13 protein-coding genes and 2 tRNA genes are annotated in these 13,903 nt (G+C 71.2%); 5 read left to right on the forward strand and 10 right to left on the reverse strand.

Annotated features, from left to right (window positions below):
• Nucleotides 1-922, forward strand: a 922-nt coding sequence (locus tag ACWGQ1_RS05700; RefSeq protein WP_452312521.1) for an MFS transporter, incomplete at its 5' end; no start/stop codon positions are given.
• A gap of 60 nt (nt 923-982) precedes the next feature.
• Here ACWGQ1_RS05700 and ACWGQ1_RS05705 read toward each other — a convergent pair.
• A tRNA-Glu gene (locus ACWGQ1_RS05705) sits at nt 983-1,055 on the reverse strand.
• 152 nt (nt 1,056-1,207) lie between these two features.
• Here ACWGQ1_RS05705 and ACWGQ1_RS05710 point away from each other — a divergent pair.
• Together ACWGQ1_RS05710 and ACWGQ1_RS05715 are read left to right on the forward strand one after the other, a co-directional pair.
• Entirely contained in the window at nt 1,208-1,846 is a 639-nt protein-coding gene (locus ACWGQ1_RS05710; RefSeq protein WP_136036993.1) for an MBL fold metallo-hydrolase, read from the forward strand.
• 68 nt (nt 1,847-1,914) lie between these two features.
• Nucleotides 1,915-2,385, forward strand: a complete 471-nt coding sequence (locus ACWGQ1_RS05715) for a GNAT family N-acetyltransferase (RefSeq protein ID WP_378803862.1) — start codon at nt 1,915-1,917, stop codon at nt 2,383-2,385.
• Here the strand turns inward: ACWGQ1_RS05715 and pepN are convergent.
• From pepN to ACWGQ1_RS05735, 4 genes are all read right to left on the reverse strand, one after another.
• The gene (gene pepN, locus ACWGQ1_RS05720; RefSeq protein ID WP_452312522.1) at nt 2,382-4,865 is read right to left on the reverse strand and encodes an aminopeptidase N; all 2,484 of its coding nucleotides are present in this window, start codon (nt 4,863-4,865) and stop codon (nt 2,382-2,384) included. The genes ACWGQ1_RS05715 and pepN overlap by 4 nt on opposite strands.
• A gap of 206 nt (nt 4,866-5,071) precedes the next feature.
• Entirely contained in the window at nt 5,072-6,106 is a 1,035-nt protein-coding gene (locus ACWGQ1_RS05725) for a DNA topoisomerase IB (protein WP_206251339.1), read from the reverse strand.
• Between the two features lie 78 nt (nt 6,107-6,184).
• Nucleotides 6,185-6,691, reverse strand: coding sequence for a hypothetical protein (locus tag ACWGQ1_RS05730; RefSeq protein WP_136034899.1), 507 nt, complete (start codon nt 6,689-6,691; stop codon nt 6,185-6,187).
• 10 nt (nt 6,692-6,701) lie between these two features.
• On the reverse strand, nt 6,702-7,973 hold the full coding sequence (locus ACWGQ1_RS05735; protein ID WP_452312523.1) for an MFS transporter: 1,272 nt from the start codon (nt 7,971-7,973) through the stop codon (nt 6,702-6,704).
• A gap of 85 nt (nt 7,974-8,058) precedes the next feature.
• Here ACWGQ1_RS05735 and ACWGQ1_RS05740 point away from each other — a divergent pair, with 85 nt between their 5' ends.
• Both ACWGQ1_RS05740 and ACWGQ1_RS05745 read left to right on the forward strand, forming a co-directional pair.
• Nucleotides 8,059-8,898: a hypothetical protein gene (locus tag ACWGQ1_RS05740; RefSeq protein ID WP_452312524.1), complete on the forward strand. Its 840-nt coding sequence runs from the start codon at nt 8,059-8,061 to the stop codon at nt 8,896-8,898.
• A gap of 113 nt (nt 8,899-9,011) precedes the next feature.
• Nucleotides 9,012-9,371: a hypothetical protein gene (locus ACWGQ1_RS05745; RefSeq protein ID WP_452312525.1), complete on the forward strand. Its 360-nt coding sequence runs from the start codon at nt 9,012-9,014 to the stop codon at nt 9,369-9,371.
• Between the two features lie 73 nt (nt 9,372-9,444).
• Here ACWGQ1_RS05745 and ACWGQ1_RS05750 read toward each other — a convergent pair.
• The 5 genes from ACWGQ1_RS05750 to ACWGQ1_RS05770 all read right to left on the reverse strand — a co-directional run bounded on the left by ACWGQ1_RS05750 (nt 9,445) and on the right by ACWGQ1_RS05770 (nt 13,857).
• Nucleotides 9,445-9,516, reverse strand: a tRNA-Gln gene (locus ACWGQ1_RS05750).
• A 99-nt stretch (nt 9,517-9,615) separates the two neighbouring features.
• Nucleotides 9,616-11,121 (reverse strand): glutamate--tRNA ligase, encoded by a 1,506-nt coding sequence (gene gltX / locus ACWGQ1_RS05755; protein ID WP_452312526.1) that lies wholly within the window; start codon nt 11,119-11,121, stop codon nt 9,616-9,618.
• A gap of 47 nt (nt 11,122-11,168) precedes the next feature.
• On the reverse strand, nt 11,169-11,729 hold the full coding sequence (locus ACWGQ1_RS05760; RefSeq protein WP_452312527.1) for a hypothetical protein: 561 nt from the start codon (nt 11,727-11,729) through the stop codon (nt 11,169-11,171).
• A 92-nt stretch (nt 11,730-11,821) separates the two neighbouring features.
• The gene (locus tag ACWGQ1_RS05765) at nt 11,822-13,081 is read right to left on the reverse strand and encodes an MFS transporter (RefSeq protein WP_452312528.1); all 1,260 of its coding nucleotides are present in this window, start codon (nt 13,079-13,081) and stop codon (nt 11,822-11,824) included.
• Nucleotides 13,078-13,857: a fumarylacetoacetate hydrolase family protein gene (locus tag ACWGQ1_RS05770; protein ID WP_136044576.1), complete on the reverse strand. Its 780-nt coding sequence runs from the start codon at nt 13,855-13,857 to the stop codon at nt 13,078-13,080. Before ACWGQ1_RS05770 ends, ACWGQ1_RS05765 begins: the two co-directional genes overlap by 4 nt.
• Between the last annotated feature and the right edge of the window lie 46 nt (nt 13,858-13,903).

Raw genomic sequence — 13,903 nt, forward strand, 5'->3', positions numbered from 1 at the left:
CGCCCCCCCCACCGTCGCCGTGCTGGTGTTCGCCGCGGTCGCGTTCGGCGTGTGCGACGCGTTCTACGAGCCGTCGGCGGGCACCATCGCCCGGCAGCTCGCGCGCACGTCCGACCTGCCGTCGTACGGGGCCGCCGCGCAGACGGCCTCGCGACTCGGGACGATGGGCGGTGCCGCCGCCGGTGGCCTGGTGGTCGCGCACACCGGGCTGGTGGGCAGCGCCTCGGTCAACGCGCTCACGTTCACGGTCGTCCTGGCGTTCCTCGCCCTCTGGCTGCGCCCCCGGTTCCGCCTGGCGCGTGCCGCCCGGCAGTCGGCTCTGCGCGGCATCGGCTCCGGCTTCGCCCACCTGGCCGCGAACCGCACCACGCGCACCCTGGTGATCGCGCTGTCGGGGCTGAACCTCGCCGTGGGGCCGGCCGTGGGCATCGGTCTGGCGCTGCGTGCGCACGACGAGGGCTGGGGCGCCCAGGCCGTCGGACTGTTCGAGGCGCTACTGGGCCTCGGCGCCGCGCTCGGGGCGGTCTCGGTCGCGAAGTGGCGTCCGCGGCGCGAGGCCTACGGCGGATTCTGGGCGCTGGTCGTGCAGGGGGCGGGGATCGCGGCACTGGGCGTGGGACCGGCCTGGACGGTGGGAACGGCGGCTTTCGTGATCGGCGCCACCGCAGGGTTCGCCTCGGTGCTGCTGAGCGCGACGTTCTCCGCGACGGTCGACACCGCGTACCTCGGACGGATGGGCGCGCTCACCCGCCTCGGCGATGACTGCCTGATGCCGGCGGCGATGGCAGGATTCGGGGCGCTCGCCTCGGCGACCGCGGTCTGGGTGCCGTTCGCGGTGTTCGGCGGGGCGATGATGGCGCTCATGATCGTCCCCCTTCGCACGGCGGCTTTCCGCATCCTGTCGCTGCGACCCGCGGGATGAGCACCTGCCGCAGACGACGAAAGCCCTCCGGGCAAACCGGAGGGCTTTCGTCGTGTTGTGTGACCCCAGCGGGATTCGAACCCGCGTTACCGCCGTGAGAGGGCGGCGTACTAGGCCGCTATACGATGGGGCCGTCTGGCGGAGCGTTTCCGTCCCGCGACAACCGTTCAAGTATGGCACGGCCGTTCTCTGCGCGCCAAATCGGCGCCGCGTCCGCGCGACTCCCGGGCGTGGCGCGCCGTCGCGGTGATTGCCGCGACGGCCACGGAGCGGTTGACTCGTGTCATGCGCGTCTCCAAGTTCGAACATGCCGCCCTCCGTCTCGACCTCAACGGTCAGACCCTCCTGATCGATCCCGGCTCCTTCACCACGCCGCCCGACGACCTCAGCGGACTCGTGGGGGTCGTGCTGACCCACGAGCACCCCGACCACTGGACGCCGGAGCAGCTGGACCGGATCCTCCGTGCCGCGCCCGGCACCCCCGTCTACGGCCCGGAGGGGGTCGCCCGGGCGGCAGACGGCTACGACATCACGGTGGTCTCGCCCGGCGACACGATCGAGGTCGGACCGTTCACACTGCGGTTCTTCGGCGGCACCCACGCCGTGATCCACTCCTCGATCCCGACCATCGACAACGTCGGCGTGCTCGTGAACGACGAGCTCTACTACCCCGGCGACTCGTACGCGGTGCCCGAGGGCGTGGACGTGCAGACCCTGGCCGCACCGCTCGGCGGCCCGTGGCTCAAGATCGGCGAGGCGATGGACTACGTGCTCGCCGTCAAGCCGCGCCGGGCGTTCGGCACGCACGACATGACGCTGTCCGTGATCGGCAGGAACATGCACCGGCAGCGGCTGCAGTGGGCGACGGAACAGAACGGCGGCGAGTTCTTCGTGCTCGACCCCGGCGACACGCTCGACCTGTGAGCACCCCACCGCGGTCGGCCCCGCGACGGCTCCTGCCCCGCCCCACGGAGCGGCTCGTGTTCCGCGAGATGATCGACGACGACCTCGACGACCTCGCCGCGCTCCTCGGCGACCCCGCGGTGATGACCTACTATCCCGCACCGAAGACCCGCGCCGAGAGCGCCGCGTGGATCGCCCGCATGCGCGAGCGCTACGCGCAGGACGGGCACGGCCTGTGGACCCTGGAGACCCACGACGGCGCGTTCGTGGGTGACTGCGGTCTCACGTGGCAGTCGTCGAACGGGCAACCCGTGCTCGAGGTCGGCTACCACGTGCGCGCGGAGCTCCAGGGGCGCGGCTACGCCACGGAAGCCGCACGCGCCTGCGTCGAGCTCGTCGGGCGCGAGCTCGCGCCGACGCTGCTGACCGCGATCATCCACCCCGACAACACCGCGTCCCGCCGGGTCGCCGAGAAGCTCGGCATGCGCCACATCGACGACGACCGTGCGCACCCGTGGATCGTGCGCACGGTCATGGGGATGACCGTCGAGCCGATCTAGGCCTGGCCGGCGCGGACCCGGAGATCCCGCGCCAGGTGGTCGCGCTGCTCCACCACGAGGCGACGCAGCGCCGCCGGGGCGTCCGCGTTCGCGTCGAGCCACGCGTCGACGGGGTCGAGCGTGTCACCGGCCGGGAACAGCCCGATCACCAGGCGCTGCGCCAACTCGATGCTCCGCTCGCTCCACGCGTCGCGGATGCGGGAGAAGTACTCCGCGTCGAAATCGGAGATCAGGTCGCGACGGCCGCCCGCGCGGAACCCGGCGATCTCGGCGTCCAGGTGGTCGTTCGTCAGCGAGCGGTCATCCCAGGCAGCCGCCCAGGCCGCGGCGCGCACGGGCGCCTCCGGGCGCGACGCGCGGGCACGGCGGGCGGCCGTGCGTCCGTCGCCGGTGTCGTCCCGCTCCTCCTCCGCCGCGATGTCGGCACCGTCGGCGTGTCCGGTGGTGACGAGCGCGGTCAGCAGCTGCCACCGCAGGTCGGGATCGATCACGAGACCGTCCGGACCCCGGCCGTCGAGCATGTCGCGCAGGTCGGCGTGGTGCACATCGTCGAACGCCGAGGCCGTCGCCAGCGCGCGCGCCCACGACAGCTGCGCGTCACTTCCCGCCTCCGCGGCCTGCAGCGCCGACCAGGCGGCCTCCGTCCAGGCGCGCTGCTCCTCGACCCGGCGTTCGTCGGCCACGAAGTGGCGCACGGTGAACGCGGCGTTCTGGATCGCCGCCCCCAGCAGTCCGCCGTTCGGCTCGGCCGGGGCGTGAGCACGGGCGATGCGCAGGAAGCGTCCCGCATCGAGCTCACCGTCGCGGGTCGCGTTCCACAGCGACGACCACACCAGCGCCCGCGCCAGGGGGTCCTCGATGGCTGAGAGCGACTCCTCCGCGGTCGCCAGCGAGCGGTCGTCCATCCTCGCCTTCGCGTAGGTGAGGTCGTCGTCGTTCAGGAGCACGAGGTCCGCTTCGGGGACGTCGAGCTCGACCCGCTCGCCGGGAAGGTCGAGCTCCCGCTGCTCGCGGCGGACGATCCGACCGTCGACCCGGTCGTAGAAGCCGATGCGGAGCCGATGCGGACGGGTCCCGCTCTGCACGAGGGTGCGGCGGCCGTCGTCGTCCGCCTCGATCCACAGCGTCGAGACCCCGGTGGTCTGCAACCACGCCGCCGCCCAGTCGCTCATGTCGCGCCCGGACGCCTCGCTCAGCACCACGAGGAAATCGTCGAGCGTGGTGTTGCCGAAGGCGTTCGCCGCGAAGTAGCGTCGCGCGCCCTCGAAGAACGCCTCGTCGCCGACGTAGGCGACCAGCTGCTTCAGCACCGAGGCGCCCTTGGCGTACGTGATGCCGTCGAAGTTGAGCTTCGCCGCCTCGAGATCGGGGATGTCGGCCACGATCGGGTGCGTCGTCGGCAGCTGATCCTGCTGATAGGCCCACGACTTGCGCCGCATCGCGAACGTGACCCAGGCGTCGTGGAAGCGCGTCGCCACCGCGGACGCGTGCGAGCCCATGTAGTCGGCGAACGACTCCTTGAGCCACAGGTCGTCCCACCAGGTCATGGTCACGAGGTCGCCGAACCACATGTGAGCCATCTCGTGCAGGATCGTGTTGGCCCTGGCCGCCCGCTGTGCGTCGGTGGCGGCACCGCGCGAGAGGTAGGACTCGGTGAAGGTCACCAGCCCGGGGTTCTCCATCGCGCCGAGGTTGTACTCGGGTACGAAGAGCTGGTCGTACTTGCCCCAGGGGTACGGATAGGCGAAGGCCTCGGTGAAGAAGTCGAGCCCCTGCCGCGTGACCTCCAGGATCTCGTCCGACTCGAGGTGCTCGGCCAGCGAGCGTCGCACGAACAGTCCGAGGGCGATGCGCTGCTCGTCGCGCGTCCACTCCCCGACCACGCGGGTGTACGGTCCCGCAGCCACCGCGGTGATGTAGCTGGAGATCGGCAGCGTAGGGGCGAACTCCACGCGCTGCACGCCCACGCCGAGGTCCACATGGGCGGGCGACTGGTTGGACAGCACTTCCCACCCCGACGGCGCATCGACCACGAAGGTGTACTCGGCCTTGAGGTCGGGCTGCTCGAAGCACGCCATCACGCGGCGGGCGTCCGCCGGCTCGTACTGCGTGTACAGGTAGGTGCGGTCGTCGGCGGGGTCGTGGAAGCGGTGCAGCCCCTCCCCCGAGCGGCTGTAAGCGCCGACCGCCTCGACCCGCACCACGTTGGACGGTGCCAGACCGGTGATCGCGATCCGTGCTCCGTCGTAGTCGACCTCGCGCTCCTCGCCGTTCACCTCGACGCGGCGCACCTCCTCGCCGATGAAGTCGAGCCAGGTCGCGTCGGTCGTCGCGTCGAACTCCAGCGTGGTCGCGGTGGGGAATCCGGTGCGGGCCCGCTCCGGCGCTCCGGTCAGGTCGAGCTCGACGCGGATGCGGTGGAGGGTGACGGCCGCGGATCGCGCGGCGGTCTCCTCGCGGGTCAGGTTGGCGGTGTCCATCCTTCCATCCTGGCATCCTGGAGCCGTTCGCACGGCCTCGGCGAGGTTCAGACCTGGACGAGCCGATGCCCCCGGTTCCGCGGAGAGCCCCCGGGACGCGGCCTGCCGGGCCGACGCGACGGCCTCGTCGCCGCGCGACCGGGTCCCGGCCGCGGTACGCGGCGTCAAGACGCGCGCGCAGTGCTGGCCGGTGGTCGCGGCCGTGCTCACGCGGCTCGTGCCGCTGCTGATCGCCGCCCTCTGCTCGTCCCTCGCCGGTTGACCTTGCGGGAGGTCTCGGGACCGCCGAGGAGGCGACGGATCGCGGTCTCGGGGGTCACGTCGAGATCGAGGGTGCGTCCGCGCGCGTACTGCCGGAACACGCGCGGGTCGATGTAGCTGTTGCGGGCGACGGCAGTCGTGTTCCCGAGCGCGGTCGCTGCGGCCTGCACGGCCAGCCGCTCAGCCTGCGCGCGCTGACCCTTGCGGTCGAGGGCCCCGATGCGGGCGAGGGCGTCGGCGGCGATGATCGTGCCGTGCAGCGTGCGGAAGTCCTTCGCCGTGAAGCTCGCCCCCAACACGTCCTTGAGGTACGCGTTCACCTCCGCGGGGGTGATCTTCACACGCCTCCTCCCCTTGCGGTACGCGAGCAGGAACGCATTCGAGGCTCCCGCCGCGAAGTCCGTGAGCGCCTCCGCGAGGGCCTCGTCGGTGATCTCGATCGAGGCGGTGCGACCGCTCTTGGCAGGGAACGACAGTGCCACGTCGCGGCCGTCGAGGCGCACGTCGCGGCGCCTCAGCGTGGTCAGTCCGCGGCTGCCGTGACGCGCGAGGTACCGCTCGGATCCGATGCGCAGGGCGGCGTCGTCGAGCAGTCGGAACGCGATCGCGAGGGCCCTGTCCTTGGTCTGCCCCTCTTCGCGCAGCGCCCTGGTCACCTGCGCCCTCGCGCTCGGGAGCGCGGAGGCCAGATCGAGGGCGCGCACGAACTTCCGGCGGTCACGGGAGACGCGCCACAGCGGGTGGTAGAGGTACTGCTTGCGGTCGGCCTGGTCGATGCCGACGGCCTGGATGTGCGCGAGCGGGTCGGCCGCGATCCACACGTCGCGCCACGCGGGCGGGATGACCAGGTCGTTGATGCGCTCCCGGTCGGCCTCGGGCGCCGGTGCGCCGGTCGGGTCGACGTAGCGGAACCCGGAGCCCGACCGCTGTCGACGGAACCCCGGGTCGACGCCCGGCACCACCCTGATCAGCCGCGCCATCCCTGCTCCTCCCGCCGTCGTCGTTCCGGTCCCCTGAAGCCTGCCTCGGGTGCGACCGGACGAAAAGGGAGTGGCGCGTCACCCGGCCGAGGTGCTATCCGCTTGCGGATCCTTCGCGAAGACGGATCGCATGTGGTCGCTGGTGAGGAAGTCGGCGATGCCGATCATGATGAGGCTGAACACGATCTGCTCGGTCACCATCCACACCGGGTACAGCCCGGGGATAGCGGCCATGACGAGCGTGATGACCGGGAAGATCTGCGCGAAGAGGCGCAGGCGCTGGTAGGCCCAGCGCCAACCACGACGGGCCCGCCAGGCGAAGTAGAACAGGGTCGCCGTCATCGCCAGCACGATGAGCGTGCGCATCCACACGGCGAACGGCACCCTCTCGCCGTCGACGGCGAGGATCAGCGCGACGACGACGGCGCCGACCCCGAGCACCAGTTCCGCGACCAGCAGCCAGAGGATCCAGGTGAAGGCGCGCACGGTCTTCGGATGCGTGCGTCCGGCCTCGCTGATCGCGACGCCGGCCTGCCGCCCGCCGGCGATCCGATCGAGGCGGAGGAAGAGCGATTCGAGTGCCATGCTCCGGAGCCTAGACCGCGGCCTCGCCCGCGACCTCCTCCGTTCGATGGAGGGGGACGCCGTTCGCCTCCGAAGGCACCACGCGCTCGAGCACGAGAGCCAGCACGCCCACCGCCAGACTTCCGGCCACCATCACGCCGATGAACCAGCCCTGCGCCCCCGCGCCGAGCAGCAGACCGGCCACCAACGGCCCGGTGATCGCTCCACCCTGGAACGCCGCCGAGTTGATCGCGTTGTAGCGGCCCCGGGTGCGGTCGGTGGCGAGGTCGTTGTAGATCGCGGGCACCGTCGGCTGCAGCATCGTCTCCCCGAATGCGAACACCCCCATGAACGCGATCACCCCGATCGCGGCCGCGAGCGAGTCGGGCAGCAGCCCCGCAGCTCCGAGCGCGACCCAGGACAGGGCCCAGATGAGCGCCATCACCTGCATCACCCGCGTGCGACGCTTGCCGGAGATCAGCCGGAGCACCGCGAACTGCAGCAGCACGATCACCGCGGTGTTCACGGCGAAGGAGACGCCGACCACCTGTGTCGACACCTCTGCCACCTGTCGCGCGAACGCCGGGAAGCCGGCCTCCAGCTGTCCGTAGCCGATGAAGACGGAGAGGAAGGTGAGCAGCGTCAGCCACAGCACCGCGGGCCGGCGCACGATCTCGCGGTAGCCACCCGCCGTCTCGTCGGCCGGGCCGTGGTCGGGCTGCGTGCGCACACGTCGCAGCGGCCCGAGGAGCAGCGCGAGCGGGATGAGACTGGTCGCCGCGTCGATGAGGAAGATCGTGGTGAAGGTCGCGGAATCGTCGACGTTCACGAAGAACCCGCCGACGATGCCGCCGACGCCGATGCCCAGGTTCACGAGCGCGAAGTTCACGCCGAAGTACTGCTGGCGGAGCTCACCCTCGACCACCGAGGCGATCAGGGCGTTGAACCCCGGCCAGGAGACGCCGAAGTTCACGCCGATCAGCACCACGGCCACGGTGGCCACGGCAGGGTGCGTCGCGTACGCCAGGAGCGTGCACCCCGCGATCATCGCCAGCAGTCCCGTGATCAGCACGCGGCGGGCACCGAAGCGGTCGATGAGCGTGCCTCCCGGACCGGTCACGACGAGCCCGGTGATGGCGATCAGGCTCATCAGCGCGCCCGAGAGCCCCAGGTCGAACCCGCGGACCTCGTGCAGGTAGATGATCGTGAACGGCAACGTCATGCCCCGCCCGAGTGTCTGGATGGCGACGGTGGACAGCAGCCAGCGCCCCTCGGTGGGCAGCGCTTTCCAGAAGGAGCTCATTCCGATCACCTCGGTAGTGTTCCAGGGTCTTCCGACATCGGCCGCGCGGCCTGCCGATCCGGCGCCGAACCGATATTCTGCGACCATGCCGCTGTCATACGAGGAGTTCCGATCGTCCCTGCTGAGCGACGAGGGGCTGCAGGCCCTCGGCCTCCCGCTGACCGCCGCCGAGGCCCAGCGCGTGCAGGCCGACGACCAGGCGAGCCGCAGCTGGTACGACTACTGGCTCACCGTCAGCGGCCAGGCCACGCCGCCCGCCGCGACCGTCGCCGCGACGCTGCCCCTGGGCGGCCATGACCTCCCCACGTCCGCGCCGACCGCGTACCCCGCGGCGTACGGCGCGACCACCGAGGCGTACGCGACCGGCGCCGCTCCGTTCGCCACCCCGCCGCTCGACCCGAACGCCCCGCCCGCCGACGGCACCGGCCGCAAGAGTCGTGCGGGGCTCTGGATCGCGCTGTCGATCGTCGGCGCCCTGCTGCTCATCGCCGCGATCGTCACGGTCTACGCCGTGGTCACGGCGCGCCACTGGACCAAGGTCGACGTGCCGGAGAAGCCCGAGACCTTCCACAGCGAGGAGTACGAGACCGGCGCCTACCTCGTCGCCGACGACGGGGTGAGCCCGTGCTACGTCGACCAGGACTGGACCGACTGCATCGCCGCGATGGAGGCCCAGTACGCGGGGGCGTGCGCCGGCGTGGAACTGGTGCCGACCGCGGCCGACCTGTGCGCACAGCACCGCGCCGAGATCGACCGGATGATCGCGGAGGATGTCGACGGCACGTACGTCGCCTCCCTGGGCGACTTCGGACACCTCACCCGCACGCCGGAGACCGCGACCCGCCAGGTATCCAACGACGACTACGAGCCCGCCGTGACCCACGAGGCCGTCTGCTACCTGGGCTTCCTCGGGGAGTGCGAGTAGCCGCGACCCCGGTTCGGTCGCGCTGACGTCCTCATATGTGGACACCCCGACAGATCTGACGTACCCTCACTCCGTCGGGGCGGCCCTCGCTCCCGGGTCACTGAGGAGCACTGATGCACGCCTTCTATCGCGAAGCCCGCCGCGTCGCGGCTTCCGTCCTCGCCGGAGCGCAGCTCTACTTCGCGGTCTGGAACGCGGCGAACCACCACGGCGTCGCCGCCGTGCTGACCACCGGGGCACCACTGATCGCCGCGGCGCTGCTCCTGGCCGCCGTCTTCGTCAGGAAGCGCGGCCCCCTCGACATCCTCGCCTTTTTGGTGTCCGCACTTGCCGCCGCGGTGTGCTGGGGCGCCTCGACGGTCACGCCCGACATCCTGACCTATCTCCCCGCCGTCGCCGCATCGATCGCGTTCGCCACCATCGCCCTGGTGCTCCGCGCGGAGCGGACGGGCCCGCCGGCGAAGACGCCGTAGCGTGCCCGCCCTCGCCCGAGAACGACAGAAGCCCGGAGCCGCATTCCTGCGGATTTCCGGGCTTCTGTGAGTGCTGGGGTACCTGGACTCGAACCAAGAACAACTGAACCAGAATCAGCCGTGTTGCCAATTACACCATACCCCAAGGGCGAAACCGGAGCCTCGCACCGAGAGTCAAGCTTACCCGAGCGGCGACCGATCGCCAAAACCACCGGCGTGTGCCGCCGCTCGGGCGCGTCGCGGCTCAGTCGGCCAGGAACGCGGCCAGGGCGCGCAGTCGCCGCAGCGACTCGTCCTTGCCGAGCAGCTCCATCGACTCGAACAGCGGCGGCGAGACGCGGCGCCCCGTGATGGCGACGCGCGGCGGCCCGTAGGCCACACGCGGCTTGAGCCCGAGCTCGTCCACGAGCGCCGTCGACAGGGCCTCCTGGACGTTCTCCGGGGTGAAGTCCTGCACGGGCTCGAGCGCGGTGACGCAGGCCTCGAGCACCTCCGCGGCGTTCGCCGGCAGACCCTTGAGGGCGTCCGCGTCGTACGACACCTCGTCGCGGAACAGGAAGCCGAGCATGCCCGGAACCTCGCCCAGCAGCTGCACCCGCTCCTGCACGAGCGGCGCGGCACGGAACGCCAGCACGAGCTGCTCGTGGGTCGGCTCGTCGAAGAGCCCGGCAGCCGCGAGGTACGGCACCGAGCGCTCGGCGAAGTCCTTCACATCGAGCATGCGGATGTGGTCGCCGTTGATCGACTCCGCCTTCTTCTGGTCGAAGCGGGCCGGATTCGGGTTCACGTTCTCGATGTCGAACGCGGCGATGAACTCGTCGAGCGAGAACACGTCACGGTCGGGGCCGATCGACCAGCCCAGCAGCGCCAGGTAGTTCAGCAGCCCCTCGTGGATGAAGCCGCGCTCCCGGTGCAGGAAGAGGTCGGCCTGGGGGTCGCGCTTGGAGAGCTTCTTCGTGCCCGTCTCCCCCAGCACCAGCGGCATGTGCGCGAAGCGCGGGACGAAGGTCGTCACCCCGGCGTCGATCAGCGCGGCGTAGAGCGACAGCTGACGGGCGGTGGAGGGCATGAGGTCCTCGCCGCGCAGCACGTGGGTGATGCCCATCAGCGCATCGTCGACCGGGTTCACGAAGGTGTACAGCGGCACGCCGTTCGGACGCACGACCACGAAGTCGGGGAACGATCCGGCCGGGAAGGTGACCTCGCCGCGGATGAGGTCCACGTACGTGAGGTCCTCGTCCGGCACCCGCAGGCGCAGGGCCGGCTGGCGACCCTCGGCGCGGAACGCCGCCTTCTGCTCGTCCGTGAGGTCGCGGTCGAAGTTGTCGTAGCCGAGCTGCTTCGCCCGACCGTTGGCCTCGTTGCGGGCGTCGATCTCCTCCGCCGTCGAGTAGCTCTCGTAGAGCGCGCCCGTCGCGACCAGCTTGTCGATCACCCCGCGATAGATGTCGTGCCGCTCGGACTGGCGGTACGGCGCGTGGGGGCCGCCCACCTCGACGCCCTCGTCCCAGTCGATCTCGAGCCAGGTGAGCGCGTCGACCAGCTGACGGAAGCTCTCCTCGCTGTCCCGCGCGGCGTCGGTGTCCTCGATGCGGAACACCATCTTCCCGCCGTTGTGGCGCGCGTACGCCCAGTTGTACAGAGCCGTGCGGACCATGCCGACGTGCGGCAGCCCCGTCGGAGAGGGGCAGAAGCGGACGCGGATGTCGGCGCCGCTGGCGGTCGTGGTGAGGGGGTGAGGAGTAGCCATAGCCTTTCGATTCTACGGGTGCGCGGGGCTCAGCCCGCGGCGCTCGCTCAGCCTCCTGGGCAGTCGCAGTCGCCTCCGCTGTGGCACTGGCAGATCGGTGGCGGGTAGTCCGCCGCCGTCACCGACTCCCGAACGTCGAGGTCCCTGAATGGGACGACCTCGTCGTACCTGTCCGCGTCCGGGATGTCTCCGCACACGGCATCCTCCGCACGGATCTCGGCGGCGGCCTGCGGGAAGACGAAGTCGACGCACGTCGCGGCGCTCGCCTGCTGATACCAGTGCCCGCCGCCGGTCGTCGCACCGCCGCCCACGACGAGAGTGAGGGTCACGGTGTCCTCGGCGTCGTCGAGGGCCACCAGGGTGTACAGACCGGATCCGTCGTCGGCACCCTCACGCGCGTCGTGGACGAAGCCGAGTCCGGCGACGGCCGCTTCCGGGTCGCTGACGATCTGGTCGCGGTGCTCCCACAACGAGTCCTGCGCGTCTTCCACGGACTCGGCGAGGCTGTCCCTCACCAGCGTCCCGATGCTCGGTGCACATCCGGTGAGAGCGCCGGCGATGACGACGAGCGCAGCGCCTGCGGCGACTCGTCCGGCCTGGGAGGACATGGCTCGACCGTAGCGCAGCGCACACTGCCTCCGGGTGACCTCAGCGGATGGCGCGCAGGCCAACCGCGGTGTGACGACTCCCCCGCGGTCCGTTACCGCGCATCGGTCCGCGCGAGTGGCGAGAGCACCACGATCGCGAGGACGAGCACCGAGGCGGCGATCCCGAGGCCCGCGTACTGGAAGTTCGACAGCACGATGCCCGCGAGCACGGAACCGGCGGCGGCCGAGAGGCTCATGAGCGAGTCGCTGCGACCCTGGCGGCGCGTGCGCAGCTCGGGAGCGGACGCCTCGGTCAGGAGGGCGGCGCCCGCCACGGTCGCCGCGCTCCAGCCCAGGCCGAGCAGGATGAGCGCGACCATCACACCCCACGCCTCGGTCCCCGTGAACACCGCGAACGCCAGCGCGCCGCCCAGGAGCACCTGCCCCAGCAGCACCACGCGCAGCCGCCCCCACCGGTCGGCCAGCACACCGAACACGGGCGACAGCGCGTACATGCCCCCGACGTGCAGCGCGATCGTGATCCCCACCAGGGCCGAGACGTCGGCCGGAGTCGCCGCAGCGCCGTGCGCGCCGTGCGCCATGTGCGACAGGTGCACCGGGGTCATCGCCATGACCGACGCCATCACCACGTGCGAACCGGCGATGGCGAAGATGGCGTAGCGCGCGACCCGCGGACGGTCCACCGCCGTCGTCCCGGTCGCCGCAGCAGCCTGCGTCGCGAGGCGCTGCGCCGCGAGGAGCGGATCCGGGCGCAGCGCCACGAGGTAGAGCACGAGCGCGGCAGACTGCGCCACGAACGAGAACACGTACGACCCGGTCTGCGGCGGCATCCCGATCGCATGGCCGACGACCTCGCCGGGGCCGAGCAGCAGCGGTCCCGCGACGCCGCCGATCGTCGTCGACCACACCACGATGGAGAGGTCGCGGCCGCGGTGCTGCGGGGCGGCGAGGTCGGTCGCGGCGAACCGCGACTGCAAGTTGCCCGCGTTGCCTGCGCCGATCAACAGGATGCCGACGAGGAGCAGCGGGAACACCCGGACCGACGCGGCGAGGATCACCACGGCGATGCCGACCAGGGCGAAGAGGTTGCCGAGCGTGAGCGCGCGGCGTCGACCGAGCCGTGCCGCCAGCCGAGCGAGCGGGATCGCGCACAGTGCCGCGCCGAGCGTGACGGAGGCGGTCGCCAGCCCGGAGAGCGCGTCGCTGCCGGAGATGTCGGCCGCGAGCAGAGCACCGAGCGAGACGGTCGCCCCGAACGCGATGCCCCCCAGGACCTGCCCGAGCGACAGCACGAGGACGGTGCGCCGCTGCACCGCCGTCTGCTGCGCCGCCGTCAGGGCGCCGGAGGTCATGTCGCGGGAACGGCGTCGCGCGCGGTGTTGCGGAGGATGCCGAGGCCGGAGATCTCCACCTCGACGACGTCGCCCGCCGTGAACGTGCCGACACCCGCCGGGGTCCCCGTCATGATCACGTCACCGGGGAGAAGGGTGAAGACGGCCGAGGCGTACGCGATGATGTCCGCCACCGAGTGGATCATGTCGGTGAGCGGCGCGTGCTGCCGCACCTCGCCGTTGACCCTGGTCTCGATGGTCGCCGTCGACGCGTCGAAGTCGGTCTCGATCACGGGGCCGAGCGGGCAGAAGGTGTCGAAGCCCTTCGCCCGGGACCACTGTCCGTCCTTGCGCTGCAGGTCGCGAGCGGTGACGTCGTTGCCGATCGTGTAGCCGAGCACGTAGTCGAGGGCGTTCTCCGCCGTGACGTTCTTGGCGATCTTGCCGATCACGACCACCAGCTCACCCTCGTACTCGGTGCGCTCGGACAGGGCGGTGGGACGCACGATCGCGTCGTCCGGGCCGATGACGGCCGTGTTCGGCTTGAGGAACAGCAGCGGCTCCTCGGGCGCGACCCCGCCCATCTCGGCGGCGTGGTCATGGTAGTTCTTGCCGACGCACACGACCTTGGAGCGCGGGATCACGGGCGCGAGGAGCTTCGCCTCGGTGAGCGGCACCCGGTCGCCGGTGGTCTCGTACCCGGCGAACATCGGGTCCCCGGCCAGCACGACGAGCTCGCGCTCGTCGATGATCCCGTACATGATGGCGTCGTCGTGGCTGAACCGGGCGATCTTCATGCGTCCAGCCTAGCGACGACGAAGACCCCGGACCGGGCGAGCCGGC

The sequence above is a fragment of the Microbacterium sp. NPDC055599 genome (genome assembly GCF_053618975.1).